This window comes from Bradyrhizobium sp. 33ap4, from assembly GCF_032654765.1.
Lineage (GTDB): Bacteria > Pseudomonadota > Alphaproteobacteria > Rhizobiales > Xanthobacteraceae > Bradyrhizobium > Bradyrhizobium australafricanum.
Window position 1 is genome coordinate 66,951 of record NZ_JAUMTJ010000006.1, and the last position, 24,671, is coordinate 91,621.

26 protein-coding genes and 1 tRNA gene are annotated in these 24,671 nt (G+C 64.1%); 11 read left to right on the plus strand and 16 right to left on the minus strand.

What is annotated here, in order from left to right:
* Positions 1–222: 222 nt before the first annotated feature.
* Both Q2M23_RS06470 and Q2M23_RS06475 read left to right on the plus strand, forming a co-directional pair.
* Positions 223–855: an NYN domain-containing protein gene (locus tag Q2M23_RS06470; protein WP_016844002.1), complete on the plus strand. Its 633-nt coding sequence runs from the start codon at positions 223–225 to the stop codon at positions 853–855.
* Complete coding sequence (locus Q2M23_RS06475) at positions 836–1,495, plus strand: uracil-DNA glycosylase (protein ID WP_076834401.1); 660 nt, start codon at positions 836–838, stop codon at positions 1,493–1,495. The genes Q2M23_RS06470 and Q2M23_RS06475 overlap by 20 nt, the downstream gene beginning before the upstream one ends.
* Before the next feature lie 220 nt (positions 1,496–1,715).
* On the opposite strand, the gene Q2M23_RS06480 is transcribed toward Q2M23_RS06475, so the two are convergent.
* The 4 genes from Q2M23_RS06480 to dapA all read right to left on the minus strand — a co-directional run bounded on the left by Q2M23_RS06480 (position 1,716) and on the right by dapA (position 4,252).
* Positions 1,716–2,297: a peroxiredoxin gene (locus tag Q2M23_RS06480; RefSeq protein ID WP_316394982.1), complete on the minus strand. Its 582-nt coding sequence runs from the start codon at positions 2,295–2,297 to the stop codon at positions 1,716–1,718.
* Positions 2,298–2,410: 113 nt separating this feature from the next.
* Entirely contained in the window at positions 2,411–2,884 is a 474-nt protein-coding gene (gene smpB / locus Q2M23_RS06485; protein ID WP_076834415.1) for an SsrA-binding protein SmpB, read from the minus strand.
* Between the two features lies 1 nt (position 2,885).
* Entirely contained in the window at positions 2,886–3,302 is a 417-nt protein-coding gene (gene mscL, locus Q2M23_RS06490; RefSeq protein ID WP_057020874.1) for a large conductance mechanosensitive channel protein MscL, read from the minus strand.
* A gap of 59 nt (positions 3,303–3,361) precedes the next feature.
* On the minus strand, positions 3,362–4,252 hold the full coding sequence (gene dapA / locus Q2M23_RS06495; protein WP_076834417.1) for a 4-hydroxy-tetrahydrodipicolinate synthase: 891 nt from the start codon (positions 4,250–4,252) through the stop codon (positions 3,362–3,364).
* Positions 4,253–4,583: 331 nt separating this feature from the next.
* Between dapA and Q2M23_RS06500 the strand changes: the two genes are divergently transcribed.
* Both Q2M23_RS06500 and Q2M23_RS06505 read left to right on the plus strand, forming a co-directional pair.
* Positions 4,584–7,070: a transglycosylase SLT domain-containing protein gene (locus Q2M23_RS06500; protein ID WP_410469698.1), complete on the plus strand. Its 2,487-nt coding sequence runs from the start codon at positions 4,584–4,586 to the stop codon at positions 7,068–7,070.
* A 239-nt stretch (positions 7,071–7,309) separates the two neighbouring features.
* Positions 7,310–7,403, plus strand: a tRNA-Ser gene (locus tag Q2M23_RS06505).
* A gap of 240 nt (positions 7,404–7,643) precedes the next feature.
* On the opposite strand, the gene Q2M23_RS06510 is transcribed toward Q2M23_RS06505, so the two are convergent.
* Both Q2M23_RS06510 and Q2M23_RS06515 read right to left on the minus strand, forming a co-directional pair.
* Positions 7,644–7,952 (minus strand): hypothetical protein, encoded by a 309-nt coding sequence (locus Q2M23_RS06510; protein ID WP_157340985.1) that lies wholly within the window; start codon positions 7,950–7,952, stop codon positions 7,644–7,646.
* 239 nt (positions 7,953–8,191) lie between these two features.
* Positions 8,192–8,452, minus strand: a complete 261-nt coding sequence (locus tag Q2M23_RS06515) for a hypothetical protein (protein WP_253639738.1) — start codon at positions 8,450–8,452, stop codon at positions 8,192–8,194.
* 744 nt (positions 8,453–9,196) lie between these two features.
* Here Q2M23_RS06515 and Q2M23_RS06520 point away from each other — a divergent pair.
* Both Q2M23_RS06520 and Q2M23_RS06525 read left to right on the plus strand, forming a co-directional pair.
* The gene (locus tag Q2M23_RS06520; RefSeq protein WP_316394983.1) at positions 9,197–9,871 is read left to right on the plus strand and encodes a hypothetical protein; all 675 of its coding nucleotides are present in this window, start codon (positions 9,197–9,199) and stop codon (positions 9,869–9,871) included.
* Positions 9,872–10,036: 165 nt separating this feature from the next.
* Positions 10,037–10,318 (plus strand): hypothetical protein, encoded by a 282-nt coding sequence (locus tag Q2M23_RS06525; RefSeq protein ID WP_141341851.1) that lies wholly within the window; start codon positions 10,037–10,039, stop codon positions 10,316–10,318.
* 424 nt (positions 10,319–10,742) lie between these two features.
* On the opposite strand, the gene Q2M23_RS06530 is transcribed toward Q2M23_RS06525, so the two are convergent.
* On the minus strand, positions 10,743–11,651 hold the full coding sequence (locus tag Q2M23_RS06530) for a DMT family transporter (RefSeq protein ID WP_316394984.1): 909 nt from the start codon (positions 11,649–11,651) through the stop codon (positions 10,743–10,745).
* A 96-nt stretch (positions 11,652–11,747) separates the two neighbouring features.
* Here Q2M23_RS06530 and Q2M23_RS06535 point away from each other — a divergent pair, with 96 nt between their 5' ends.
* Positions 11,748–12,536: a helix-turn-helix transcriptional regulator gene (locus Q2M23_RS06535; RefSeq protein WP_316394985.1), complete on the plus strand. Its 789-nt coding sequence runs from the start codon at positions 11,748–11,750 to the stop codon at positions 12,534–12,536.
* A gap of 213 nt (positions 12,537–12,749) precedes the next feature.
* Here Q2M23_RS06535 and gcvA read toward each other — a convergent pair whose 3' ends face one another.
* On the minus strand, positions 12,750–13,649 hold the full coding sequence (gene gcvA, locus Q2M23_RS06540) for a transcriptional regulator GcvA (protein ID WP_316394986.1): 900 nt from the start codon (positions 13,647–13,649) through the stop codon (positions 12,750–12,752).
* A gap of 187 nt (positions 13,650–13,836) precedes the next feature.
* Here gcvA and Q2M23_RS06545 point away from each other — a divergent pair, with 187 nt between their 5' ends.
* The 4 genes from Q2M23_RS06545 (at position 13,837) to Q2M23_RS06560 (ending at position 17,231) form a co-directional block, all read left to right on the plus strand.
* Entirely contained in the window at positions 13,837–14,343 is a 507-nt protein-coding gene (locus tag Q2M23_RS06545) for a PaaI family thioesterase (protein WP_082654056.1), read from the plus strand.
* Positions 14,340–15,602: an MFS transporter gene (locus Q2M23_RS06550; protein WP_316394989.1), complete on the plus strand. Its 1,263-nt coding sequence runs from the start codon at positions 14,340–14,342 to the stop codon at positions 15,600–15,602. The genes Q2M23_RS06545 and Q2M23_RS06550 overlap by 4 nt, the downstream gene beginning before the upstream one ends.
* Positions 15,603–15,671: 69 nt before the next feature.
* On the plus strand, positions 15,672–16,394 hold the full coding sequence (locus Q2M23_RS06555) for an AraC family transcriptional regulator (protein WP_316394990.1): 723 nt from the start codon (positions 15,672–15,674) through the stop codon (positions 16,392–16,394).
* 72 nt (positions 16,395–16,466) lie between these two features.
* Complete coding sequence (locus Q2M23_RS06560; RefSeq protein ID WP_253623791.1) at positions 16,467–17,231, plus strand: sulfite exporter TauE/SafE family protein; 765 nt, start codon at positions 16,467–16,469, stop codon at positions 17,229–17,231.
* 40 nt (positions 17,232–17,271) lie between these two features.
* Here the strand turns inward: Q2M23_RS06560 and Q2M23_RS06565 are convergent, their stop codons facing one another.
* The 8 genes from Q2M23_RS06565 to gatC form a co-directional block, all read right to left on the minus strand.
* Positions 17,272–17,538, minus strand: coding sequence for a hypothetical protein (locus tag Q2M23_RS06565; RefSeq protein WP_057020768.1), 267 nt, complete (start codon positions 17,536–17,538; stop codon positions 17,272–17,274).
* A 1,088-nt stretch (positions 17,539–18,626) separates the two neighbouring features.
* The gene (locus Q2M23_RS06570; RefSeq protein ID WP_141341872.1) at positions 18,627–19,049 is read right to left on the minus strand and encodes a hypothetical protein; all 423 of its coding nucleotides are present in this window, start codon (positions 19,047–19,049) and stop codon (positions 18,627–18,629) included.
* Between the two features lie 30 nt (positions 19,050–19,079).
* Positions 19,080–20,567 (minus strand): Asp-tRNA(Asn)/Glu-tRNA(Gln) amidotransferase subunit GatB, encoded by a 1,488-nt coding sequence (gene gatB / locus Q2M23_RS06575; protein ID WP_057020769.1) that lies wholly within the window; start codon positions 20,565–20,567, stop codon positions 19,080–19,082.
* A gap of 116 nt (positions 20,568–20,683) precedes the next feature.
* A complete protein-coding gene (locus Q2M23_RS06580; RefSeq protein WP_057020770.1) occupies positions 20,684–22,045 on the minus strand; it encodes a patatin-like phospholipase family protein in 1,362 nt (453 codons plus the stop codon).
* A 156-nt stretch (positions 22,046–22,201) separates the two neighbouring features.
* Positions 22,202–22,492 (minus strand): hypothetical protein, encoded by a 291-nt coding sequence (locus Q2M23_RS06585; RefSeq protein ID WP_253590054.1) that lies wholly within the window; start codon positions 22,490–22,492, stop codon positions 22,202–22,204.
* A 3-nt stretch (positions 22,493–22,495) separates the two neighbouring features.
* A complete protein-coding gene (gene gatA, locus Q2M23_RS06590) occupies positions 22,496–23,971 on the minus strand; it encodes an Asp-tRNA(Asn)/Glu-tRNA(Gln) amidotransferase subunit GatA (protein WP_076834438.1) in 1,476 nt (491 codons plus the stop codon).
* Positions 23,968–24,198, minus strand: coding sequence for a hypothetical protein (locus Q2M23_RS06595; RefSeq protein ID WP_057020772.1), 231 nt, complete (start codon positions 24,196–24,198; stop codon positions 23,968–23,970). The genes gatA and Q2M23_RS06595 overlap by 4 nt, the downstream gene beginning before the upstream one ends.
* Positions 24,199–24,276: 78 nt before the next feature.
* Positions 24,277–24,564 (minus strand): Asp-tRNA(Asn)/Glu-tRNA(Gln) amidotransferase subunit GatC, encoded by a 288-nt coding sequence (gatC, locus tag Q2M23_RS06600; protein ID WP_057020773.1) that lies wholly within the window; start codon positions 24,562–24,564, stop codon positions 24,277–24,279.
* Positions 24,565–24,671: the final 107 nt, after the last annotated feature.

Genomic DNA, 24,671 nt, shown 5'->3' on the forward strand with positions numbered 1-24,671 from the left:
AGGGCCGGAGCGTCTGACGACATGGCCAGGTTGCTGTCCCAGGCGAGTAAATCTCTTCATTGCAATGTCAAGGGTCTAGGCTTTTTGCCCTCGCCTCACCATAATTGCGGTGGTGACTGTCGTGGGGAAAGATTCACAGAACTTTAGGCAGCAACGCCGGAAATTGCGCGCGGTTGATCACCGCCGCGCTAAGAACACTAACAACCACGCGAGAACACTTTGATGTCGTCACCTGTTTCCAACAAGATCGCGCTCTTCATCGACGGAGCGAATCTTTACGCCACCGCAAAGACGCTGGGCTTCGACATCGACTACAAGCGCCTCCTCAAGGAGTTCCAGAGTCGCGGCACCCTGCTCCGTGCGTTCTACTACACGGCGATCATCGAGGATCAGGAGTATTCGTCGATCCGCCCGTTGATCGACTGGCTCGATTACAACGGCTACACCGTCGTCACCAAGGCGACCAAGGAATTCATCGACGCCAGCGGCCGCCGCAAGGTGAAGGGCAACATGGACATCGAGCTCGCCGTCGATGCCATGGAACTCGCCGAGCACATCGACCAGATGATTCTGTTTTCCGGCGATGGCGACTTCCGTTCGCTGGTGGAAGCAGTGCAGCGCCGCGGCGTTCGCGTCACGGTCATCTCCACCATCGCCAGCCAGCCGCCGATGATCGCTGACGAGCTGCGCCGCCAGGCCGACGTCTTCACCGACCTCGTCGAGTTGCAATCCAAGCTTGGCCGTGATCCGTCCGAACGCCCGGCCCCGCGCGAACCGCGCCACCACTCCCCGCAATTCCTGCAGCGCGCGACCACCATGGCCCCACGGGGAGCCGATGACGATTTCGACGAGTAATCTCGTCGCTGCTGCTACGCGCCCCGACAGCAACTGTCAGCTTTGTGTCAGGCTGGCCGACTTCCGCGCGCAGGCGCGCGCACTGCATCCGGACTGGTTCAACTCGCCGGTGGAATCGTTCGGCGATCCGAATGCGCGGTTGTTGATCGTGGGGCTCGCGCCGGGCCTGCAGGGCGCCAACCGCACCGGCCGTCCCTTCACCGGCGACTACGCCGGTGATCTGCTCTACGCGACCTTGCTCGAATATGGTTTTGCCAGCGGCGTCTATCAGGCGCGGCCGGACGACGGCCTGAAGCTGGTCGACGCCCGGATCAGCAATGCGGTGCGCTGCGTGCCGCCGCAGAACAAGCCGCTGCCGGCCGAGATCAACACCTGCCGGCAATTCCTCCGCGCCACCATCGCCGCGATGCCGAAGCTGCGCGCGATCGTGCTGCTCGGGCGAATCGCCCACGAATCGACTCTCAAGGCACTGGATGTTCGTTTGGCTGCCGCGCCCTTTGTGCACGGTGCCGTGCATAGTGCGGGCAAATTCAAGCTCTACGACAGCTACCACTGCTCGCGCTACAACACGAACACGGGCGTGTTGACGACCGATATGTTCCGCAAGGTCTTCGCGACCGTGCGCAAGGAGCTCGGCTAGCGCCCCTTCCGGTATCCGCTTTGCGAACCGCTATCCAAAGCATGCAAATGCTGGACGCTCGCGCGACTTCGGAATAATAGAAAATACCCCTGAATTGCCCGACGTGTCAAGTTGCCTGGGTGAACGCCGGCCGCCGCCGGCTACTTTGCATGGGGTTGTTTTCGATATTCTGGCAGCGCGACCTGCGACGGCCCCATAACTTCGTATTGCTCTAGTCTAGCTAGTCCGACCGCGGATTGGCCTTCAGCCATTCCAGCACATCTCCGGCGTTCCGGTCGGGCGGGAACACCGGATAGAACACATGCGTGATGCGCGCGTCGTCGATCACCAGCGCGAGCCGCTTGATCAGCGTCAGGCCCGCCACCGACATCGTCGGCAACTTCAACGTGTGCGTCAGTTCCAGCGCTTCGTCGGACAGCACCGGGAACGGCAGATGCAGGCGCGAGGCCATCTCGGTCTGGTAAGCGTTGCTTTGCGTCGACAGCCCGAACACCTGGGCGGCACCGGCCGCCTTCAGCTCGGCGAACAGATCACGGAATGCGCAGGTCTGCGGGGTGCAGCCGCGGGCGCCGGGGATCATATCCCAATCGTCGACCAGCCCGATCTTGCCGAGCTCGCCGGTTCGCGGATAGGCGAACACCACGGTGCGGCCCTTGAGCGCCGACAGCGCCACCGCGGTGTCGTCGGTGGCACGCAGCCTGACCGGCGGGATCGTCATGCCGGTCAGATGCCCCGCGCCGCCGTCATCCGTCGGCGCCGGAATCTTGCTCCAGTCGACGTCAGTAAGGCTCGATTGGCTCATGACCCAAATCTCCCTCGGTCGTCATTGCGAGCGAAGCGAAGCAATCCATAGAGACGCGCACTGGACAGATGGATTGCTTCGTCGCTTCGCTCCTCGCAATGACGACTTGAACGCTATCCCCGCGCCCGCATCAGGCGGCCCTTCTCGCGGCTCCAGTCGCGCTTCTTCTCGGTCTCGCGCTTGTCGTGCAGCTTCTTGCCCTTGGCGACCGCAAGCAGCAGTTTGGCACGGCCGCGCTCGTTGAAATACAGCTTCAGCGGAATGAGCGTCATGCCCTCGCGGTCGACCGCTCCGAGCAGCTTGTTGATCTGCTTGCGATGCAGCAGCAGCTTCCGCGGCCGCTTCGGCTCGTGGTTGAAGCGGTTGGCCTGCAGATATTCAGGAATATTGGCGTTGATCAGCCAGATCTCGCCGTTCTTGGAATCCGCATAGGATTCCGCGATCGTGCTCTTGCCGTTGCGGATTGATTTCACCTCGGTGCCGGTCAGCGAAATGCCGGCCTCGATCGTGTCCTCGATTGCGTAGTTGAAGCGGGCCTTTCGGTTTTCGGCAACAACCTTGATCGGGCGTTCGTTCTTCTCGGCCACTTTAGCTCTTCTTGAGGAGGTCGCGGATTTCCGTCAGTAGCACGACTTCGTCGGACGGCTTCGGCGGTTCGGCGGGCTTGGCCTCATCCTTGCGTTTGAACTGATTCATGAAGCGGACGACCATGAACAGCACGAAAGCGACGATCAGGAAATTGAGCGTCAGCGTCAGGAAGCTGCCCCAGGCCAGCACCGCGCCCTGCTTCTTGGCGTCGGCGAGGTTGGTCGCGTTCACGGCCTTGGAAAGCCCGGTGAAATAGTTGGAGAAGTCGAGTCCGCCCGTGATCGCGCCGATGATCGGCATGATGATGTCGCCGACCAGCGAGGTGACGATCGCGCCGAAGGCTGCACCGATGATGACGGCGACGGCGAGGTCGACGACATTGCCCTTCATGGCGAATTCGCGGAATTCCTTCAGCATGCCCATCCCCTTCTGCTCGACATTGCGCACGGCACTGTTCACGGCGGTCGCGGTCCGGCTCAGTTGATCAGGCCGGCATGGACCATGGCGCTGCGGACCGCCTGGCGGGTCGCTTCGGTGACCGGCACCATCGGCAGGCGCAGCTTCTCGTCGAGCTTGCCGAGCAGCGACATCGCGTATTTCACCGGCGCCGGATTGCTCTCGATGAACAGGTTGGTGTGCAGCGGCATCAGCTTGTCATGGATCTTCAGTGCCGTGGTGACGTCGCCCTTCTGCCAGGCGGTCTGGAACTCCGAGCACAGCCGCGGCGCGACGTTCGAGGTCACCGAGATGCAGCCGTGGCCGCCATGGGCCATGTAGCCGATGATGGTGGCGTCCTCGCCGGAGAGCTGGTTGAAATCCTCGCCCATCGCGGCGCGCTGCTGCGAGACCCGCACCATGCTCGCGGTGGCGTCCTTGACGCCGGCGATGTTCTTCAGCTCGAACAGCCGCTTCATGGTGTCGACCGACATGTCGATCACCGAGCGCGGCGGGATGTTGTAGATGATGATCGGAATGCCGATCGCATCGTTGATCGCCTTGAAGTGCTGATACATGCCTTCCTGCGTCGGCTTGTTGTAGTACGGCGTCACGACCAGCACCGCGGTGGCGCCGGCCTTCTCGGCGTGCTCGGCGAGCTCGATCGCCTCCTTGGTCGAATTCGAACCGGCGCCGGCGATCACGGGCACCCGGCCCTTGGCCTCCTCGATGCACCACTCGACCACCCGCTTATGCTCGTCGTGGCTCAGCGTCGGGCTCTCGCCGGTGGTGCCGACCGGCACCAGGCCGTGGGTGCCCTCGGCGATCTGCCAGTTCACAAGGCCGCGGAAGGCGGCTTCGTCCACCGAGCCGTTTTTGAAGGGCGTCACCAAGGCAGTGAATGATCCCCGGAATTTTGTCTTGGCTGCCATGGACTTCCTCCAAACGCTTCAGGCTAAAGGCTAGGTCGACGGACCTTTGTTGTTGGCGCGCTTCACGTCCGTGCGACCGGCACCCGGTTGTTGCGAAACGCCATGAAAGGCAATTCATATCGGGTCTGGCGGACAGGCGAAAGGGCCGTACCGTACCTATTCCCAGCGGTAATCTGCGGCGCGCGAAATCGTTTCCAGCCGCGATTTTGCCGTTGTGCTGGCGCAAACAGCCGCACCGGCAGGCTTCTTAGTATTTTGTGTACGTTTTCAATCAAATAAGAACCCATGGCCCAAACGACCAGATGATTCGGGGCCGCAGAGGACTTCTGTGATCCGTTCCGTTCGTGCAGGCACATTGCGGTCGACGGCGCTGGCGACGAGCCTGGCGCTCGTTGTCGGCCTTGCCGCCATCACGGCCGATGCCTGGGCCGCCGAGGATGCTCCAACCGCGAAGCCGGCTGCCCAAGACGCGGCTTCCAAGGGCGCCGCCTCCAAGACCACGCCGAAGTCCACGGCTCCGAAGGCGGCGGCTTCAAAGCCAGCGGCAATCAAACCCGGCGCCGCCAAGACTGACGCTGCCAAGACCAACGCTGAAAAGACTGACACTCACAAGACCGAGGCTCACAAGACAACGTCGTCCAAGTCCGGCGCGGTCAAGACAGACGGAGCCAAGGCCGCTCCCGCCAAGACCGAAGCTCACAAGGCAACGGCTCCGAAGCCCACGGAATCCAAGGGCACCACGTCCAAGACCAACACATCCAAGACCACCGCGGCCAAGCCCGCCGCTCCGGCTGCAACGGGAACTGTATCGAACAGGTCGGTGCCCGCGCCCGCACTGGTTCCGGCAACCCGCCAGCATGCCGCGCCGATCGCGCGCAAGCCGGTGCTGCCTGCGGCCGTGGCCGCGACATCCTCGACGTCGCAGTCGGACAAGGAAGCGCTTGCAAGCGTCGTCGAGCTGCTGCGCAAGCGCAAGCCGGCGGACGTCACCGAGGCCGAGGCCTCGATCTCAGATCCGGTCGCGCGCAAGCTTGCCGAATGGCTGATCCTGCGCAGCGAGGACAACGGCGCCTCGGTCGAGCGCTACCGCGCCTTCCTCGATGCCAATCCGAGCTGGCCGTCGCAGACCTTCCTGCGTCGCCGCATCGAGGCGTCGCTGTGGGACGACCACCGCGACGACTCCGCGGTCTGGGCCTGGTTCCAGAATGAATCGCCGGTCTCGGCCAAGGGCCGGCTCGCGCTCGCCAAGGTGATGATCGGACGCGGCGACCGCGGCAATGCCGAGCGGCTGGTCCGCGAGGCCTGGCGCAACGACGGGATGAGCGAGGATACCGAAAACACCGCGCTTGAGCTGTTCGGCTCCTTCCTGACTGCCGGCGACCACAAGGCACGCATGGACACCATGCTGTACGGCACCGACAACGAGGCCGCCGGCATGCGCGAAGCCAAGCGCCTTGGCTCCGGCTACGTGGCGCTCGCGAAAGCACGCATCGCCGCCACCCGCAAGGGTTCGAACCTGCGCGCGCTGCTGGAAGCCGTGCCGAGCGAACTCTCCGGCGACACCGGCTACTTGTTCGCCAGGATCCAGTTGCTCCGCCGCGAGGAGAAATTCTCCGAAGCCGCGCGGCTGATGCTGAGCGCACCGAAGGAAGCTTCCCGCCTCTACAATGTCGACGAATGGTGGATCGAGCGCCGGCTGCTGGCGCGCAAGATGATCGACACCAACGAGTTTCGTACCGCCTATCTGATCGCGCGCGACGCGGCGCTGCCGGCCCGCGACATCTACAAGACCGAGCAGGAATTCACCTCGGGCTGGATCGCGCTGCGCTTCCTCAACGATCCCGCCCTCGCCGCCCAGCATTTCGCGCGGATCGGCGTCGGCAGCGCCAATCCGACCGCGCTGGCGCGTGCCGGCTATTGGCAGGGCCGCGCCGCCGAGGCCGCCGGCCGCGGCCAGGAGGCGCGCGCCGCCTACGGACGCGCGGCCGAGCAGTCCACCAGCTATTACGGCCAGCTCGCGCGTGCCAAGCTCGGCCTGCCGCAGATCGAGCTGAACAGCGCGCCGCGCGGCCGCGGCGCCGAGCGGCTGGAGATCGTGCGCGCGGTGGCGCTGCTCTACGAAATCGACGCGCGCGAGCTCGCGATCCCGATCTTCGGCGACATGGGCGACAATGGCGATCCGGAAGCCCTTGCCGGCCTCGGCGAGCTCACCGCGCGCCACGGCGATGCCCGCGGCATGCTGCTGATGGGCAAGGCCGCGCTCAACCGCGGACTGCCGTTCGATCATTACGCCTATCCGGTCAACGGCATCCCCTCGTTCCGCCAGGTCGGGCCGGAGGTCGAGCAAAGCGTCGTCTACGCGATCGCGCGCCAGGAGAGCGCGTTCAATCCTGCGGTGGTGTCGCCGGCCCAGGCCTACGGCCTGATGCAGGTGACGCCGGACGCCGGACGTTACGTCTGCAAGCGCGCCGGCATCGGCTTCGACCTCAACCGGATGAAGACCGATCCGGTCTACAACGCGATGCTCGGCGCCGCCGAGCTCGGCGGCCTGCTCGAGGACTATCGCGGCTCCTACATCCTGACCTTCGCCGCCTACAATGCCGGCCGCGGCAGCGTGCGGAAGTGGATCGAGCGCTATGGCGATCCGCGCGATCCCAAGGTCGACGCGGTCGACTGGGTCGAGCTGATTCCGTTCTCGGAGACGCGGAACTACGTCCAGCGGATCATGGAAAACCTGCAGGTCTATCGCGCCCGGTTCGGCGGCGGCACCAAATTGCAGATCGAGGCCGATTTGCGACGCGGCGCCAGCGTGGAATGAGCCGGCGCAACCGGTTTTCAACAGGCTGGGCGACCGCAGCTTCCAGCCTCGACCAAAGATCCAGCTAATCTATTGTTATATCTTGCATTTTAAGCAACCGCGCGCTCCGATACGAGCCGATCGGCGCGGTTTATAAAGGCTTGGGGACGGCCGGCGGCCGAGCTGCCCTCAAATCACCTTGGCGCAATCTGAATCTGCCGCTTGCGGCTCAGCGCCCTCTCGGGCATATCGGCGCCATTGGAGACGTGGCCGAGTGGCTGAAGGCGGCGGTTTGCTAAACCGTTATAGGCTTGTAAAGGCCTATCGAGGGTTCGAATCCCTCCGTCTCCGCCAGCCAACTATTTGTCCAGCCCGGAGACATGGGTAACAGGTCGTGCCTAAGACATGGTGACAACCTCGTGCGAGAGCATGGTCAAATTCATCTCTCAGAATCGCGCCCATTTTCCGAAACTTGAGACGGCGATCAGTTCGACCGTTACTGCAAATATGACCAAGGCTGGATAAAGAAGCGCCGCCGGGACAATGCCATTTCGAGCCCGGCGACGTACTTTTGGCGTGCTGAACGGCGCTCCCTTAAAGTTCAATCTCGATTGCCATGTTCGCGCGCACAAGGGTGGTCAAGCCCGCTTTCAATCTCTTCGCTTGCCAGGTCTGGAAAGCTGGATCGGCGTTCAGCTTGTCAACCGCCGCGCCATAAGCCGAAAACGTCTCAAAATTTACTGAGAAAACGAAATTGCCGGCTTCACCGACGGCGACAGACCAGAACCTTGGTTTGCCACCATGCTTGCGCCAAAGCCCGGCACTCTCCTTTGCCAATTCGAGTATTCCTGCGAGGTCACCGCCTGGATTCGGCTTGACCACGTACTGCACGACTACTGCCATGCTACCCTCCATTGAAATTACAGGAGGAGCGCATGCGAGGCTGTTTTTCGGTCGTGGGGTTTGATCTAGGTCAAGCAATCCAGCGACGCGACATGGGTACTTAGCTGCCCCGGCGCGAACCGCGATGGCATAGTGCCTGCACTCTGGACCGTGCTGGGGATTTCAGTGTCCCAGTTCAGGAAGGAAACGCCGCCGGGCGTGTATTTTTGAGACCGGCGGCGTACTTTTTGGGGATTCGATCAGATCCAGTCGGTTGCCCAGCCGGGCAGACGACGCGGAAGCGGCCTATCGAGCAGGCCAGCGAACAACACGGCGAGCGCCGCACCTTTGATGGCGCCTTCGCCGTTGCTCCATCCGAAATGGGGGACCGCCGAGGCAATCGCCCATATCCAAAACGGTGTTGGCGTGCGACCGCTGACTGTGACTTCGAAAGTATTTTCCAGTTCTCTTGTTCGCCCGGTATTGTCCATAAGCCGCAGAAAAAGCAGCCCTTTACTCACTCTTGAGCGGCGGTCCTAAGAGGGTCGTCCTGGAGGAATGCCGGCATCGGCCCCTGGCCTGGACCGGTTGTCACCTCCGCGTGAATGAAACATCATTCCCGGCTCCGCGAAGCGAGCACGCAACAAACCGCGCCCAAAGTCGGATCGTAGCCATGTCGTTCTGTGAGCCAAGGAGTTGAGTGTTATAGTTGTCTTCCTAAGACCGCTTGGCCTCCGACTTGGTTCTGCGTAACGCCCAGCTTCGCCGATCCGCCGACTTGGGTCCCTGGTTACGGCAGCGCTTCTCATCCAAGGCAGGCAGGCTCGTGGTCGCAACTTCGCTGGCTTGCATGGTTGTTGTGCTGGCGATCGCTGCTGCCCCGCGGCCGGTCTCGAGCGCTGCGCTTGGCAGCGAGTGGCAATGTAGCAAGGCAGCGTTTGTCCTGACGACCTGCCGTCAAGCCGACCCCGCCCGTTCATAGCAAGCAGCCGCATTGGGACGTACGGTAGCGACGTCAATTGGCTCTGGTGAAACCATTTGTCCGGCGGCTCCGTAACTGGAGCGCCGGCCTATTTCTTCCATTTTGGCACTACGGGCCGGCTGGGGCCGTTCGGTCTTTCCCAGTCACGAACGGCCCCACTTTTAGGCCCATCCATGAACCGCGTCAGCTTTCCCTCGGCTTGATTATTTGGCATCAAATGATCAAGGCGCCCGCGCGAAGAATCCGCCGGCCGGTCGAGCTCGAGCTGAAGGCGAAGAAATAGATGGATGGCCCAAGTCGCGGTCTCAGGTCAGCGATCTGTTTCGCGCTGGTTCTCGTTCTGCCTGCTGCGCAGACGCCGCCGACGCTGCATTCGCGGGACGAGTGGCGTGTGGTTGACAAGGAATGCCGCGACGTCTTGCCTGCGCAGGCAAAGATACGGGCGTGCCTCAACCTGCTGAGCGATCGACGCCTCTCGACCGCTTATCTTGCGTCGATCACCGGCGAAATATCGAGCACCTTCCAAGGCTTGCGGGACTACGGCAACGCAATCAAGTACAAGAAGATCGAAATTGAACGTACCTCGGCGAGGCAACCTTCTTCGTCGGGTGACGCACTTCCTGCCAGTCTCGGTGCGATGTCTCTGCGTTACACGGAGCTCGGGACACTCCAGGCGCTCAATCGCCAAACCAATTTCGGCAGTCAGTCGGATGAAGCGCGCCGAGGCGCCACTGAGGAGCAAAGCAGCTACAACCTTGCGCTTCAGTACAACCCGATGAACTACAGGGCATATCGATACCGGGCTGAAATTCGCAGCCAATTCTGCGACAGCGCGTCCGCCGCTCAAGACATGGAAGCAGCGGTCAGGTTTGCCGAACAGGCGGGAGATCAGGACGCCGCGCGAGACTACAAGCGCATCACGCTGGGTGCTTGCGTTCCGGCGTGGCGGCGAGACTAGTCCGAGCCATCAAACTGTCGCCCCCCCTGGCGGCACACGCCGCGCCGCACCGCCCCGACAGTGTTCTTACGGACCCCCAACTGGCAGGGAACTTGCGATGTATCCGTGAATAGTTCGGCGCCAGCTGTTCTCGGTGTGCCGAACTCAGACATTCGGAGCACGCAAATGAACATGCATCATCGTTTTGAGACAGCTGGCGGACGTAGCGGACGCGAGTCGACGGTCAGCAAGATGCTGTCCGATCTCGTCCTGGCCTGCCGGCAGATCGAAGCCGACATCGCGACCGAAGAAGCGCGCGTGGGAATTTATGACCGATCGGACGCGAGGTATCCGATTTTGGCAAGGTCGCTCAATGAGCGGCACGCCAATCTCAAGGGAACGATTGCCACGCTCGAAAAGCGCGTCGCCGAGAGATCTCAGCACAAGCTGGTGACCGACGCAGCATAGCTCGGTCTTTTGACCAGCTCCTTGCACGCGGGCAGAGCGATCGATGCGATGAAGCATCAGTGCGGCGGCGACGACGTCAGCCGCTGCCGCGGGTGGATGGATCGAGGTTTCGGTTCTCGCCGGGCGGGATCGGGCCAAAGCCCGGATATACGTACCGGTCCGGAGACACGACCTGTTCACTTGGACGGATGATGAGGTGCTGTCGCCCGCGACGATGATGCGCCTTTGCGGCGTCAGCATCCGCACTCCACAGGACCACAAGGGGCAACGTCAGGGCTAAGGCAACAGGCAAGCAAACACGCAAGGCAACACGCATCACGATCACTCCGTTTCACCGAACAGGTGATCGCCGAGCGTAGCGCTGTATTCTGCCCTGGCTTCTCACATGCGATCAAAACAGCGAGATCGGCGATCCGTCACTTCGTTATCGCGCACCGATCGTGATCTTTAGCGGCCGCGGCAAGGCTTGCGCGCAGGCGACACCGAGCAGCGCGAGGCCGCCGCCGATGACGTGGAACGGCCTGACCGGCTCGCCGAGCATCACGATCGCGGCCGCGGCCGTCAGCACCGGCAAGAGATTCATGAAGATCGCGCAGCGGTTCGGGCCGAGCTGCGCGACGCCGCGGATCCAGAGGAACGGCAGCACGACCGAGGCGAGCGCGCCGGCATAGACGATCAGCGGCAAAGTCTCGGCGTTGACCTGACGCAGCGGCGCCGGCGTCGCGAGGAACGCGGGAAACATCACGGCCAGCGCGCACAGCGCCTGCATGTAGGTGGATTGCCATCCAGTGATCGGGAGATTCCAGCGTTTCAGCAGCACGCCGTACAGCGCATAGACGATCGCGGCCAGCAGCATCAGCGCGTCGCCCGCATGCACGCCGTTCTGCAATAACGACGACAAGTGGCCGCCGCTGACGAGATAGACGAGGCCCGCAAACGACAGCGGCGCGCCCCAGATCATGCCAAGCGTCGGCGGTTCGCCGAGCAGCGCGGCACTGAGGGCGACCGTCAAGAGCGGCGTCAGCGCGGTGAACACCGCCATGTTGGTCGCGGTGGTGGTCTCGGCCGCCAGATACGACAGGCTCTGGAACAGGCACATCGCAAGAAAGCCGAGGATCGCGAGCGGACCAAGATGCGGCCAGATCGCACGGCGATTGCGCCAGGCGCCGCGCGCCACAAACGGAGACATCAAGAGCACCGCGACCAGCAGGCGATAGAAGGTGATCGCCTGCGGACCGATCGTGTGCGCCGAGAGGCGAGAAACGATGACGTTGCCTGCCCACAGCACGATGGCAACGAAGGGATAGAGAAGTGCGACTTTCTGCTTGAACATGACCCGGCAGCGCGTTGGTGAAGGACGCTCCAGCAACTACCTGTCGCGCTAACGTCCGTCTCACGCTAGAATGACCTCACCTAGTGAGATTGGGACATGCGAGATGAAGACGTGTTGGACGAGCTGACCACACGGCACCTCGACTATCACGCCACGGCGCGGCCGATGGCGGCGATGGAGATCGAGTATCCGAGCGGCGCGTCGACCGGCCTGCACGCGCATCCGCGCGGCCAGCTGCTCTATGCGATCGAGGGCGTGATGGTCGTGCGCTGCGCTGAAGGCACCTGGGTGGTGCCGCCCAACCGGGCGGTGTGGCTCGTGGCCGATCTCGCGCACGAGGTCCGGATGTGCGGCGCGGTCAAGATCCGCACCGTGTTCGTGGACGCCGACGCGGCTCCCAATCTGCCGCGGGCCAGCTGCGTGTTCGCGGTCTCGCCGCTGCTGCGCGAATTGTTCGTCGCCGCGATGCGCGTCCCGCTGGACTATGCGCCCGCGACCTCCGACGAGCGCCTGATGCGCGTGCTGCTCGACCAGCTGCGCGAAGTCGATGTGCTGCCGCTGCACCTGCCGATGCCGCGCGACGAAAGGCTCGCGCGGATCTGCGCCGCGCTGGTGGCCCACCCGGACGATGGCTCCACGGCGGAGCAATGGGCGCGCCGGCTGAAGCTGACGTCGAAGACCATCCATCGTCTGTTCGCCAGGGAAACCGGCATGACGTTCGGCGAATGGCGTCAGCAGGCCCGCCTGCTGTTCGCGCTCGAACGCCTCGCGCGCGGCGCCCGCGTGATCGATGTCGCGCTCGATGCCGGCTATGCCAGCCAGAGCGCCTTCACCGCGATGTTCCGCAAGCATTTTGGCCTGCCGCCCAACGCGTTCTATCGGTAAGCCGTCCACTGCCGCTGTGCTCCGTCTCCCCGTTCTTACGGGAAGAGGGTTGGGGTGAGGGCTGCATCCGCAAAACAACTTCGAGTTAGACTTGTGGAGATTCCCCCTCACCCGGATCACATTGCGCTTCGCTCCATGCGATCCGGCCTCTCCCCGCACACGGGGCGAGGTGAAGCAGAGTCCGTTGCTCGACCTGGCATAATCTCGTCGCGTTTAGTGCTCCGCCGCCGACTGGGCCTCCGGTCCCAGGATCCATTCCCTTAACGCCGCGATCTTCGGAAGCGACTGCCGGTTGTCGGGACAGACGAGATAGTAGGCGAACTCCTCCAGATGCGCAGTCTCGAGCAGCTGGACCAGTTCACCGCTCGCGATCTCATTTGCCACCATCGCGGCCGGCAGCAGGCCCGCGCCTTGCCCCGTCAGCACGGCCTTCAGCAGAAGGCCGCTGTCATCGAACGAGGGTCCGCGCGGCGTGCGAACCTCCGCGATGCCGTTGGCCTGAAACCACAGGCTCCACCCCTTGCGATCGGCGTCATGCACCTGCGGCCAGCCCGCGAGTTCGCCCGGAGATGCCGGCCGGCCAAGTCGCTCAACCAGCGACGGCGATGCCACCGCCACCATCTCCACGGTGACGACGCGGTCGCTGCGCAGCCCCGGATAGCGGCCAAGGCCGTGGCGCACCGCGACGTCAACGCCGCTGCGCGAGAAATCGACCACTGTGTTGCTGGTGACGATCTGCAGATCGATCTCGGGATGCGCATCCTGGAACGAGGCCATGCGGGGCACCAGCCAGGCCGACGCAAAGAACGGCGTGACGCTCACCGTGAGCGTGCCGACATCGACCGATGCCGCGACGCGGCGCGAGGCATCCGCGATCTGGCGAAACGCGTTGCGGATCGACGGCAGATAGTCGCGGCCGGCGTCGGTGAGATAGATGCCGCGCGGAACCCGCTCGAACAGCTTCACGCCGAGATCGGCTTCGAGCGTCTTGAGCATCTGACTGACCGCGCCCGGCGTCACGCATAGCTCCTCGGCCGCGAGCTTCACCGAGAGATGGCGAGCAGCGGATTCAAACGCCTTGAGCGCGTTCAGGGGTGGAAGCCGGCTTTCCATGATTTAGATTTTCTAATCTGAATTGCCCAGCAAATCTGGTTTGCCAACTCGGCGTCCCGGGCGCCTTATCAGCTTAATCCGATGCTGAAAGCCGCGTCAACGCAGAGAAAGTCGAAATCATGGAACTTAGATTTTCTAACCTTCTTTGCCGCTCCCGACGGCTCCGTTTTCTTGATGGAGCCAAGCCATGACTGAGGTCGCAAGCAAGCTCGGCCTCCGCGAGATCGCTGCCGGCGGCCAGACCGGCCCGCTCGTCGAGCGCATCAACGCGTCGCAAGCCGGCAGCCTGCCCGGCCTGCTGGACTTTCAGTGGCTCGAAGCCGGACGCGGCCACATCCGCGGCCGCTTCGAGATTGCCGCAAAACACTTCTCGCCGCACGGGCTGCTGCACGGCGCAAGCATCGTCGCATTGGCCGATACCGCATGCGGGTTCGGCTGCCTCGCGTCGTTGCCGGACGGCGCCATCGGCTTCGCCACCGGAGAGTTGAAGACCAACTTCATCGGCGCCGCGCGCGAAGGCGGCATGAGCTGCGAGGCGCGCCTCGTTCACGCCGGGCGCACCACCCAGGTGTGGGACGCCGAGATCCGCACCGAGGCGACGGGCAAGACCATCGCGCTGTTTCGCTGCACACAGATGCTGCTCTACCCGCCGAGCAAGGCCGGTGGTCATGCGGCACAGGGAGAACGATCATGAGGAATGCCGTCATGCACGCCGGTTATCAACGCGCCAAGCCGTTCTACGGCTGGTACGTCGTCGCAGCAGCCTTCGTCGTGACGCTGATCGGCTTCGGCAGCGCCTACACATTCTCGTCCTTCGTCGAGTCCCTGCAGCGGGAGTTCGGCGCCTCGCGCGGCTCGGTGTCGCTGGTGTTCTCCTTCGCTGGCTTCCTGTATTTCGGCCTGGGGATGATCTCCGGTCCCCTTGCCGATCGCTGGGGCGCACGCAGGCTCGCTGGCCTCGGAATGGCGCTGGTCGGTCTCGGCATGGTGCTGGCGGGACAGGCCCAGACCATCCTCCAGGTCTATGCCGCCTACAGCATCGGGATCGGCGCCGGTGTCGGTTGCGCCTACGTGCCGACCTTGGGCGCCGTGCAGCGCTGGTTCGTCAGGCGGCGCGGTTTTGCGTCGGGCCTCGCCGTCAGCGGGATCGGGGTCGGCACACTGGTGATGCCGCCGCTCGCGACCTGGCTGATCACGAGCCTCGGCTGGCGCGATGCCTATGTCGTGCTGGGCGTTGTCGCCGCCGTCGCCGGGATCGGTGCATCGCTGCTGATCGCGGACGATCCGCGCCGCTACGGCACCGGACCGGACGGCGATCCGCTCGAGACGGTATCGGGCGCGCCGCTCCGCCAGGGCGTCTCGATCCGCGCTGCGGTACGGAGCGCGCGCTTCGCCGGGCTCTATGCCGCCTGCCTGATCAGCGCGTTCGGCGTATTCGTGCCCTTCGTGCACCTCGTGCCGTTTGCGGTCGATCATCAGGTGGCGCCGACGCTGGCCGTGCTGTTGCTCGGGATGATCGGGGTTGGCAGCACGGCCGGCCGGTTCTTCCTCGGCGGCATCGCCGACCGCGTCGGCCGCGATGCATTCCTGGTCGCGATGTATCTCGGCATGGCCGTCTCGCTGGCGATTTGGGCGATCGCCGGCACCTTCTGGTCGCTCACGGTCTTCGCGCTGCTGTTCGGCCTGTTCTATGGCGGCTGGGTCGCGATCCTGCCCGCTGTCGTCACCGACCATTTCGGCGGCCGCAATGTCGGCGGCATCATCGGCATCCTCTACACCAGCGTCGCGGTTGGCACGCTGCTGGGCCCGAGCGCCGCCGGCTTCGCCTACGACATCAGCCACAGCTACTTCATTCCGGTGGCGATCAGCGCGGCCGCCAACCTCGTCGCCGCCCTCATTGCAATGGCGACCATGCGAACGGCCTCGCCGATCGCCTCGGTTGAGCAGGCGTGAGGCCCTCATGACGGTCGGTGACCCCCGTGCTACGCTCGGAGATCACCGCCCCATCGTTTCGAGACCTCCGTGATCGCTCGCCTCGCCATGACCAATGCCTGGACTTATCGGCGAGCCGACAGGGAAGACATCGTTGAGCTGGCATCGTGGCGCGGCGCCGGCTCGCTTGGCCTCAAGCCGCACTTCCATGACGAGAACCAGATCGTGCTGGTGCTGTCAGGGTCGCGCGCCTTTCGCATCGGCGGCGCGACCGTCACCGTGCGCGCCGGCCATGCCGCGCTGATTCCGGCCGGAATGCTGCATGCGCCGATGACGATGTCGGACGAGGAAACGGTCTGCCTGAACGCCTACGTTCCTGCCGGCCGCGTCTGCTCATCGGTGCGGATCATCCGTTTCGGGCAGCGTTGGCGGAACGTCGACGAGATCTCGCCTGGGCACGTCAGCGAGATCGCCGACGACATCCTGTCGTGCGCGCCGTCCCACCCCGCCGGGTGCACCGACAAGACGAAGCTCGGCATCACGCTGACCGAGAGCGTCGCGCCGATCGGAGCGATTGCCGCCGGCTTCGGGCGAAGCCGCGAAGGCTTCAGCCGCATGGTCAGCCGCGAGCTCGGCATCCCGCCGCATACCTTCCGTCTGCTGGCCCGGCTCAATCTTGCCCGGCAATTGCTGCGCGCCGGCGCCCCAATCGCAGCAATCGCGGCCGATGCGGGCTTTTCTGACCAGAGCCACCTCACCCGGCTGTTCCGCCGCACCTTTGGCACGACGCCGGGCGTCTACTGGCGCGGCTGAAGTGACGTCACAGACGTTCCAGACCGATTGGCGCGCCGCCCGCTAGCCTGCTCACCCTCAAGAGGGTGAAGGATGGATACCCAGACAAGTCTTCTGCTGCTGGCGGCCGGGGTCGCCGGAGGGATCATCAATGCACTGGCGGGCGGCGCCACACTCATCACCTTTCCGGCGATGCTCGCTGCGGGCCTGCCGGCCGTCATCGCCAACGCGTCGAATGCGGTGGCGATCTCGCCGGGGCATTTGATCGCGGCGCTCGCCGATCGCGGCAAGCTGCCGCCGCCGACGCGGCGCACGATCAGCTTCGTCGTGATCGCCACGGTGGGCGGCGCGGTCGGCGCCGGCGTGCTGTCGCTGCTTCCCGAGCGGCTGTTTCTGCTGCCGGTGCCGGCCTTGATCGCATTTGCAACGCTGTTGTTCGGCTTCGCGCCGCAGATCCAGGGATGGACCGTCGAGCGCCACAAGGCCGCGGCCTTGCCCTCGACCAGCGCGAGCGGTGCTGTCCTGGGATTGTCGTGCATCTATGGAGGCTTCTTCGGCGCCGGTCTCGGCGTCATCCTGACCGCGGTGCTGTCGATCACCGAGCCCGGCGACATCAGGGCGATCAAGGCGTTGAAGAACCTGCTCGCGACCTGCGTGTCGCTCGCTGCCACATTGATCTTTGTCTTGCAGGGAGCAGTGCGATGGCCGGAGACCCTGGCGATGCTGCTCGGCGCCATGGTCGGCGGCTATGCCGGCGGTTTCCTGATCCGGATCCTTCCCGGCCACATCGTCCGGCAGTTCGTCATCGTGGCCGGAGCGCTGATGACGGTGGTCTACGCGGCGCGATACTGGTTCTAGGTGGAGCGAGGGAGCCGAGGCTCCATCGATATCGGTTGGCTTAGTGCGTCGTCATCCAGGCGCGGGCTTCACGCTGGGCGACCGCGATCTCGACATCGGACATCTGCTCGGCGACTTCGCGGCGGTGCGCGATCGCGTCAGTACGTCCCTTGAGCGCCGCCAGGTTGAACCATTTGTGCGCCGCGACGAGGTTGACCACACCGGAGCGGCCGCTCGCCCAATACATACCACGTTCGAACAGCACGTCCTGGATCGCCGTTGCGGCAACCGGGACAGCGCTTTCCTGATCGATGACCCCCTGAAACATTCTCATTCCCCTTTTTGTTGCTGGCCGCCCTCCCCCGAGCGCGGCCCCCGTCCACTGTTGAAACTACCCTGTCATTCCCTGGCTGATCTTTGATCATGCCCGGGCTGATCTCTTGATCCTCGGGATCACCGCGTGCCGTTTGCCGGCTTGTTGGGATGATCATGGCCCATCAAATTTGAAGAGCGGTTTAAGTATCGCGATGAACGGGATGTAAATCGGCGTCGCCGAGGGCGCATCGAGGAATCGCAGAAGTGCCTGTGCCGCAGGCACTTCCTTGCATTCGTGAACGCCGGTTTACCCTGGTGTTTGGGACAACGATAACCATGGCGGACATTGGCCGCGGCGCCGGCGGGTCCCACCAGGCAATCAGTTTCGAAATTGACGGAGGGGCGGCGCGACCATGGACGAGCCGCGGAGCGGCGTGCGGTCGGGTGCACAGACAAAAGCAACGCGAGGCCGTCAGGCCCAGCGTCGATCCGGAACGGGGATGGATGGGGAAAGTGGCTGCCGGGCGCGGACTGCGCGGGCCGCCGGAACGAGGGGGTCGGCGAACACGTCAGGACCAGATTTCAGCTCGGCATTCTCGCCGGTGAAATTGCGGAACCAAGCGGGCTCCGCACCGAACGAAGAAATCTCTGTTTCTTCTGCCGGACCGGTTTTGGGAAGGTTGCCCTCTCCGAAATTCGATCCAGCCGTTTGACCTGATGTCTCGCCGACACCCTCTTTCGTCAGCCAGAGCCTTGGGGGTGGGATGTGCCTCTCAGCAGTCCGTCCGCTGGCTCTCGCGACGTGCCGGCGTCAAGCCGCCGGCAATCCTCTCGAGGCGAGAGGCTTACTTCTTCTTGGCGACCTTGCGGGTCTTCTTCGCAGTCTTCTTCACTGCGCTCTTCGCCTTCTTCGCCTTCTTCGCCTTCTTTGCCTTCTTAGCCATGTTGCCCTCCAGTATGTGAGATGGCTCTACTTCGCTGCGTGCACTCGGGAATCGATATGCACTACTTCCCGAATACACCAACAGACCGAAAAAAACAGTGTCCCGCTTAAGGAAGTGTTGACGCAGCGGTGGCAACGCGCACCGCGCGCGCCGCCGTTCAAATCGACACTTCATTCACGCGACGATGCAAGAAGTGCAACAGCCGCCGACATCGGCATTTGTCAACGTTGCAGGAAATGCCTTCTGTTGTAGGCTTTTCTTGAATTCGCATTGAAGCGATCGACGCGAGATCGTCGTTGCGCTGAGTCGCGAGCGAAGACGAAAAGCGACACGTCGCCGACGCCGAGTCGTAATTTTTGGCAACGAAAAAATTTTCGTGGGAAAGACGGCTTTTGCCTCGTTTGAGGTCATCCGAACCGGATTTGCGAACGAATCGCGGCTTCTGCGATTCGGCGCCGGTGGCGCCGGCGCGCCACGAACGGAGGGTGTGAGGCAGGATCACGCCACGTTCACGCGCGCGCGACGACACCGAAGGTGACGGCAAAGGAGCATGCAAGGGAGCATGATCCGGCTGGATCATGCGCCAAGGACAACATCATTGTCCTGTTGTTCAGATGCCGAGCTTCGACTTCAAGAGGTCGTTGACCGCCTGCGGGTTCGCCTTGCCGCCCGACGACTTCATCACCTGACCGACGAACCAGCCGACCAATTGCGGCTTCGCCTTCGCTTGCTCGACCTTGTCGGGATTGGCCGCGATGATGTCGTCGACCACCTTCTCGATCGCGCCGAGGTCGGTGACCTGCTTCATGCCGCGCGCCTCGACAAGCGCGCGCGGATCGCCGCCTTCCTGCCAGACGATCTCGAACAAGTCCTTGGCGATCTTGCCGGAAATCGTTCCCTCGCCGATCAGGTCGACGATCGCGGCGAGCTGCTCCGCCGACACCGGCGAGGCTGCGATCTCGACGCCTTCCTTGTTGAGACGACCGAACAATTCGTTGATCACCCAGTTGGCGGCGAGCTTGCCGTCACGTGCCTTGTCGGCAAGGCCCGACAGCACCGTCTCGTAGAACTCCGCGCTCTCGCGCTCGGCGACCAGCACGCTCGCATCATAGGGCGACAGGCCGAAGCCCGTAATAAAACGGGACTTCTTCTCGTCCGGCAGTTCCGGCAGCTGCGCCTTGAGATCGTCGACGAAGGCCTGGCTGAACTCGAGCGGCAACAGATCGGGATCGGGGAAGTACCGGTAGTCGTGCGCCTCTTCCTTGGAGCGCATCGAGCGGGTCTCGCCCTTGTTCGGGTCGAACAGCCGGGTTTCCTGGTCGATCGAGCCGCCGTCCTCGATGATCTCGATCTGACGCCGCGCCTCGTACTCGATCGCCTGGCCGATGAAGTTGACCGAGTTCATGTTCTTGATTTCGCAGCGGGTGCCGAACGCGGTCTCGCCGTAACGGCGCACCGAGACGTTGACGTCGGCGCGCAGATTGCCCTTCTCCATGTCGCCGTCGCAGGTGCCGAGGTAGCGCAGGATCGAGCGCAGCTTGGTGACGTAGGCCTTGGCCTGCTCGGCGTCGCGGATGTCGGGCTTGGAGACGATCTCCATCAGCGCAACGCCGCAACGGTTGAGGTCGACATAGGACATCGTCGGCGACTGATCGTGCAGCAACTTGCCGGCGTCCTGCTCCAGGTGCAGCCGCTCGATCCCGATCGTGACGCTGCGGCCGCCGTCGAGCTCGAGCGACACCTCGCCCTCGCCCACGATCGGCGACTTGTACTGGCTGATCTGGTAGCCCTGCGGCGAGTCCGGATAGAAATAGTTCTTGCGGTCGAACACCGAGCGCAGGTTGATCTGCGCATTCAGCCCGAGACCGGTGCGCACCGCCTGGCGGACGCATTCCTCATTGATCACGGGCAACATGCCCGGCATCGCGGCATCGACGAGCGAGACATGTGAATTGGGCTCGCCGCCGAACGCGGTCGATGCGCCGGAGAACAGCTTCGCGTTCGAGGTGACCTGGGCATGGATCTCCATGCCGATCACGACCTCCCAATCGCCGGTGGCGCTCTTGATCAGTTTGTGCGGGGCGGCAGATGCGGTCATGGATCTCGGTTTCCGGATAAAGGATATCTGGGATGGATTGGGCTTCGCGCAACCAATCGCGCCAGTCAAGCCGCCTTACAGTCCCCTTGCAGCCCGCTGCCGTCGCCTGCGGCGGATCAGAGCCCGCGCCGGAACTGCTGGTAGGCCTTGCTCGAGCGCAGCGCGTCGGCGCCGCCCGCGATCAGTTGGTCGACCTGCTCCGGCGGCAGCGACAACCGCGTCGGGATGGCGTTCAGGATGCCGGCGCGGTCCGGTCCGAGCCGGTCGAAGCCGAGCCGCTCGACATAGATCGCGACGTCGCCGCATTTCCAGCCGGCGCCGACGCCGAGCCGGCTGCGCTCCGCCGCCGACAGCCCGCAGCGCCAGCGCTTTAGCTTGCCGGACCAGTCCTCGGCGAGCGCCGTGAAGGCGGCGTAGCTGGAGCGCACGCTGGCATCGATCGCGGTGTCGGCGGCTGCGGACACCAATTCGACGCCGTTCGGCCCTTCGAGCGTCTGCACGAAGTCGCCGGAGATGCCGCGGCCGGCGTCGACCACCAGGAACAGGATGCGCTTCAGCTTGGCCGCCTGCCGTTCGTTCAGCGGCTCGTACGGACGCTGCGCGGCGAGCAAGCCGATGCTCAGCCCCGACAGGCCGTAATTGTCGACGAGGCCGCCATCGAGCAGCTTGACGTAGCGCATCGAGCCGTCGCGGTAATGCGCCTGGGCCTCGGCGTAGGCGCGCAGCAACGGCTGTGCGTTCGGATCGTTGCGCACCCGCTCGAGCCAGGCCGGCAGCGGCGCGGCGCAACCGCCGGGATAGGTTTGCAGCACGATCGGGGCGAATGCCAGCGGCACCGCGGCCGATGCCGCCACCGCTTCGGCGACACGATACGATCTGATGTCGCTGCACAAGGCATCGAACGACGTCTTGCCGAACACGAACGGCGTGCGGTTGTAGATGTCAGACGCGTTGATCCAGACCCGCGGCCGGCGATCGTCGGCCAATGCGTCGAACCGCGCGCCGTCGAACAAATTCTGATCGAGCCAGTCGGTGAACTGGCTGTCGTTGACGCCGCCGCCGAGCGCGCGCCCGATATTGCCGAGCGAGATCCGGGTCTTCAGTCCCTCCTCGGCGTTGCGCAGCAGGAAGCGCTGGCGAAAATCGTCGAGCGCCGCGCGGCGCTTCAATCCGAAATAGGCGGCGGTGACCGATCCGCCGGAGACGCCGGAGACGAAGTCGACGCGGTCGAGCAGCGTCTTGGTGCCCGCCGCGCTCGAACGCGTGTGGTCAAGCTCCTCCAGCACGCCGAAGGAAAACGCCGCCGCGCGGGTGCCGCCGCCGGAGAACGACAGCGCGAGCAGCAGATCATCTTCGTAGGCCGGAATGTCGCGAGCGCTGCTGTTGTCGGCGAGCGCGGCGCCGAGCGGCACATTGCCGGGCAGATTGTAGACGGAGGCGCAGCCGGCAAGGCCCGCCGCCACCACGGCCACCAGCATTGCTGACAGCCATCCCCCTATGCCCGACCCACGCACGAATACTCTCTTTTGCCGCTGGCCCCCGCCCGGTTCCACTAGCCTATCACGGCCAATCTGGGCGGCGGCATGGCGGCCGAAACAGGGTTAATGCTCGCGGTGCCTCCGCACCGGCGTCCTTTAGCCGCGCTGCGCCAGCAGCGCGGCAACGATCCGCTCCCACTCGGCCTCGAGCGTGTCCTTTGCGGCCGGCTGGCCGGCCTGGCGATACCAGTAGCCGGCATTGCCGAGATCGCCTTCGACGCGATGCAGATGGGCATGCACCCAGGCCGAATTGGCGTCGCCCTCATCCTGCACGATGCGGTGCGCCTGGTCCCAATCGCCCTTCTTCGCCCACCACAACGCGGCGAGCGGCGGCGACAGCGCCGCATCGGGCGCGGTGTCAGCGAGACTGGCGCGGAAATCCGCCATCGCTCACCACCATCTAGGCGCCGTGAACCGGCCGGCCGCCTGCTCGATCACCTCGCCGAGCGAGAACAGCGTCTCCTCATCGAACGGACGGCCGATCAGTTGCAGGCCGAGCGGCAGGCCTTGCGAGTCCTTGCCGGCGGGCACGGCGATGCCCGGCAGGCCCGCCATGTTCACGGTCACCGTGAAGATGTCGTTGAGATACATCTCGACCGGATCGGCGCCGCCCTTCTCGCCGATGCCGAACGCCGCCGACGGCGTCGCCGGCGTCAGGATCGCGTTGACACCCTTGGCGAAGCAGTCCTCGAAGTCCTTCTTGATCAGCGTCCTTACCTTCTGCGCGCGCAGATAATAGGCGTCGTAGTAGCCGGCCGACAGCACATAGGTGCCGATCAGCACGCGGCGGCGCACCTCGTCGCCAAAACCATCGGCGCGGGTGTTCTCGTACATCTCGATGATGTTCCTGCCCGGTTCGCGCAGCCCGTAGCGCACGCCGTCGTAGCGCGCGAGGTTCGACGAGGCCTCCGCCGGCGCCACGATGTAATAGGCCGGCAGCGCATATTTGGTGTGCGGCAGCGACACCTCGACGAGTTCGGCGCCGGCGGCCTTCAGCCACTGCGCGCCCTCGCTCCAGAGCTTTTCGATCTCGGCCGGCATGCCGTCGAGCCGATATTCCCTGGGGATGCCGATCTTCATGCCCTTCACGGACTTGCCGATCGCGGCCTCGTAATCCGGCACGGCGATGTCGACCGACGTGGTGTCCTTGGGATCGTGCCCCGCCATCGAGCGCATCAGGATCGCGGCATCGCGCGTCGAGCGCGCGATCGGGCCGGCCTGGTCGAGCGAGGATGCAAACGCGACGATGCCCCAGCGCGAGCAGCGGCCATAGGTCGGCTTGATGCCGACGGTTGCGGTGAACGCGGCGGGCTGGCGGATCGAGCCGCCGGTGTCGGTCGCGGTCGCGCCCATGCAGAGAGCAGCCGCCACCGCCGAAGCCGAGCCGCCGGACGAGCCGCCCGGCACCAGCGTGGTGTTGGAGCCCTCGCGCCGCCACGGGTTGGTGACCGGGCCGAAGCACGAGGTCTCGTTCGACGAGCCCATCGCGAATTCGTCATTGTTGAGTTTGCCGAGCAGCACTGCACCGTCGCGCCACAACTGCGAGGTCACCGTCGACTCGTAGGGCGGAATGAAATTGCCGAGGATATTCGAGCACGCAGTGGTCCTGATGTCGCGGGTCGCGAACAGGTCCTTGATGCCGAGCGGGATGCCGGCGAGCGGTCCGCCCTCGCCTTTTGCAATTTTCGCGTCGGCGGCCTTGGCCATCTCGCGGGCGCGGTCGGGCGTCTCGAGCACATAGGCATTGAGCACGCGCGCGGCTTCGATCGCGGCGAGATGTGCGTCGGTCAGCTCAACGGCGGTGAAAGACTTGCTCGCCAGGCCCTCGCGGGCCTCGGCGATCGTCAGCGATGTCAAATCAGTCATTTATTGATCGGGCTGCAGAAGAACGGAGACAGGGTCTTGTCGTTGGCGGGGTCGTCATGCCGGGCTTTGGCATTTTCCTTGGCGCGGGCGGCGTCAAGCGCCTCGAGATGGTCGAGCACGGCGTCCATCGCCGCGTTGGGATCGGCGACCTTCCCCTTGCGCTCCATGGCATCGAGGAAGTCCATATAGGCCTTGTAGGCCTTCTCATCGTCGCACAGCAGACACATTGAACTTTGTCGCTTTTGTTTGACGCGTTTTCTTCACGCGAACCGGTATCCACTTCGCTCGAAAACGCGATGCTTGCGTTACTCGACCACCTTCGGCACCAGGAAGAAGTCGTTCACGGTGTCGGGCGCGTTGCGGACAATGACGTCGGCGATCTCGCCGTCATTGACCACGTCGGCGCGCTTCTTCATCTCCATCGGCGTCACCGAGGTCATCGGCTCGACGCCGTCGATATTCACTTCCGACAGCTGCTCCACAAAGGCCAGCATCGCGTTCAGCTCGCCCTGGAGATGGGGAACTTCGGCGTCGCTGACCGCGATCCGCGCCAGGTGCGCGATGCGGCGGACGGTCGTGGCGTCTACGGACATTATATAGGGCCTCGGGGCTGAAAGGTCAGCCTGCCGTATAGCAGAGGCCGGTTTTGCGCCGCAACCGCGCGAATTTGCCCGCCCAACGGGGCTTTGCGCCCATCCGG

Excerpts from the sequence above, each read along its gene's own strand:
- Q2M23_RS06545 (WP_082654056.1), top strand. The coding sequence starts at position 13,837 with ATGACTGAGGTCGCAAGCAAGCTCGGCCTCCGCGAGATCGCTGCCGGC.
- Q2M23_RS06595 (WP_057020772.1), bottom strand. The coding sequence starts at position 24,198 with ATGTGTCTGCTGTGCGACGATGAGAAGGCCTACAAGGCCTATATGGAC.
- Q2M23_RS06570 (WP_141341872.1), bottom strand. The coding sequence starts at position 19,049 with ATGATCCAGCCGGATCATGCTCCCTTGCATGCTCCTTTGCCGTCACCT.
- Q2M23_RS06550 (WP_316394989.1), top strand. The coding sequence starts at position 14,340 with ATGAGGAATGCCGTCATGCACGCCGGTTATCAACGCGCCAAGCCGTTC.
- gcvA (WP_316394986.1), bottom strand. The coding sequence starts at position 13,649 with ATGGAAAGCCGGCTTCCACCCCTGAACGCGCTCAAGGCGTTTGAATCC.
- Q2M23_RS06470 (WP_016844002.1), top strand. The coding sequence starts at position 223 with ATGTCGTCACCTGTTTCCAACAAGATCGCGCTCTTCATCGACGGAGCG.
- Q2M23_RS06535 (WP_316394985.1), top strand. The coding sequence starts at position 11,748 with ATGCGAGATGAAGACGTGTTGGACGAGCTGACCACACGGCACCTCGAC.
- gatB (WP_057020769.1), bottom strand. The coding sequence starts at position 20,567 with ATGACCGCATCTGCCGCCCCGCACAAACTGATCAAGAGCGCCACCGGC.
- Q2M23_RS06475 (WP_076834401.1), top strand. The coding sequence starts at position 836 with ATGACGATTTCGACGAGTAATCTCGTCGCTGCTGCTACGCGCCCCGAC.
- gatC (WP_057020773.1), bottom strand. The coding sequence starts at position 24,564 with ATGTCCGTAGACGCCACGACCGTCCGCCGCATCGCGCACCTGGCGCGG.
- dapA (WP_076834417.1), bottom strand. The coding sequence starts at position 4,252 with ATGGCAGCCAAGACAAAATTCCGGGGATCATTCACTGCCTTGGTGACG.
- Q2M23_RS06580 (WP_057020770.1), bottom strand. The coding sequence starts at position 22,045 with ATGCTGGTGGCCGTGGTGGCGGCGGGCCTTGCCGGCTGCGCCTCCGTC.
- Q2M23_RS06510 (WP_157340985.1), bottom strand. The coding sequence starts at position 7,952 with ATGGCAGTAGTCGTGCAGTACGTGGTCAAGCCGAATCCAGGCGGTGAC.
- Q2M23_RS06525 (WP_141341851.1), top strand. The coding sequence starts at position 10,037 with ATGAACATGCATCATCGTTTTGAGACAGCTGGCGGACGTAGCGGACGC.
- Q2M23_RS06585 (WP_253590054.1), bottom strand. The coding sequence starts at position 22,492 with ATGGCGGATTTCCGCGCCAGTCTCGCTGACACCGCGCCCGATGCGGCG.
- Q2M23_RS06560 (WP_253623791.1), top strand. The coding sequence starts at position 16,467 with ATGGATACCCAGACAAGTCTTCTGCTGCTGGCGGCCGGGGTCGCCGGA.
- Q2M23_RS06530 (WP_316394984.1), bottom strand. The coding sequence starts at position 11,651 with ATGTTCAAGCAGAAAGTCGCACTTCTCTATCCCTTCGTTGCCATCGTG.
- Q2M23_RS06480 (WP_316394982.1), bottom strand. The coding sequence starts at position 2,297 with ATGAGCCAATCGAGCCTTACTGACGTCGACTGGAGCAAGATTCCGGCG.
- Q2M23_RS06565 (WP_057020768.1), bottom strand. The coding sequence starts at position 17,538 with ATGTTTCAGGGGGTCATCGATCAGGAAAGCGCTGTCCCGGTTGCCGCA.
- Q2M23_RS06520 (WP_316394983.1), top strand. The coding sequence starts at position 9,197 with ATGGATGGCCCAAGTCGCGGTCTCAGGTCAGCGATCTGTTTCGCGCTG.
- gatA (WP_076834438.1), bottom strand. The coding sequence starts at position 23,971 with ATGACTGATTTGACATCGCTGACGATCGCCGAGGCCCGCGAGGGCCTG.
- mscL (WP_057020874.1), bottom strand. The coding sequence starts at position 3,302 with ATGCTGAAGGAATTCCGCGAATTCGCCATGAAGGGCAATGTCGTCGAC.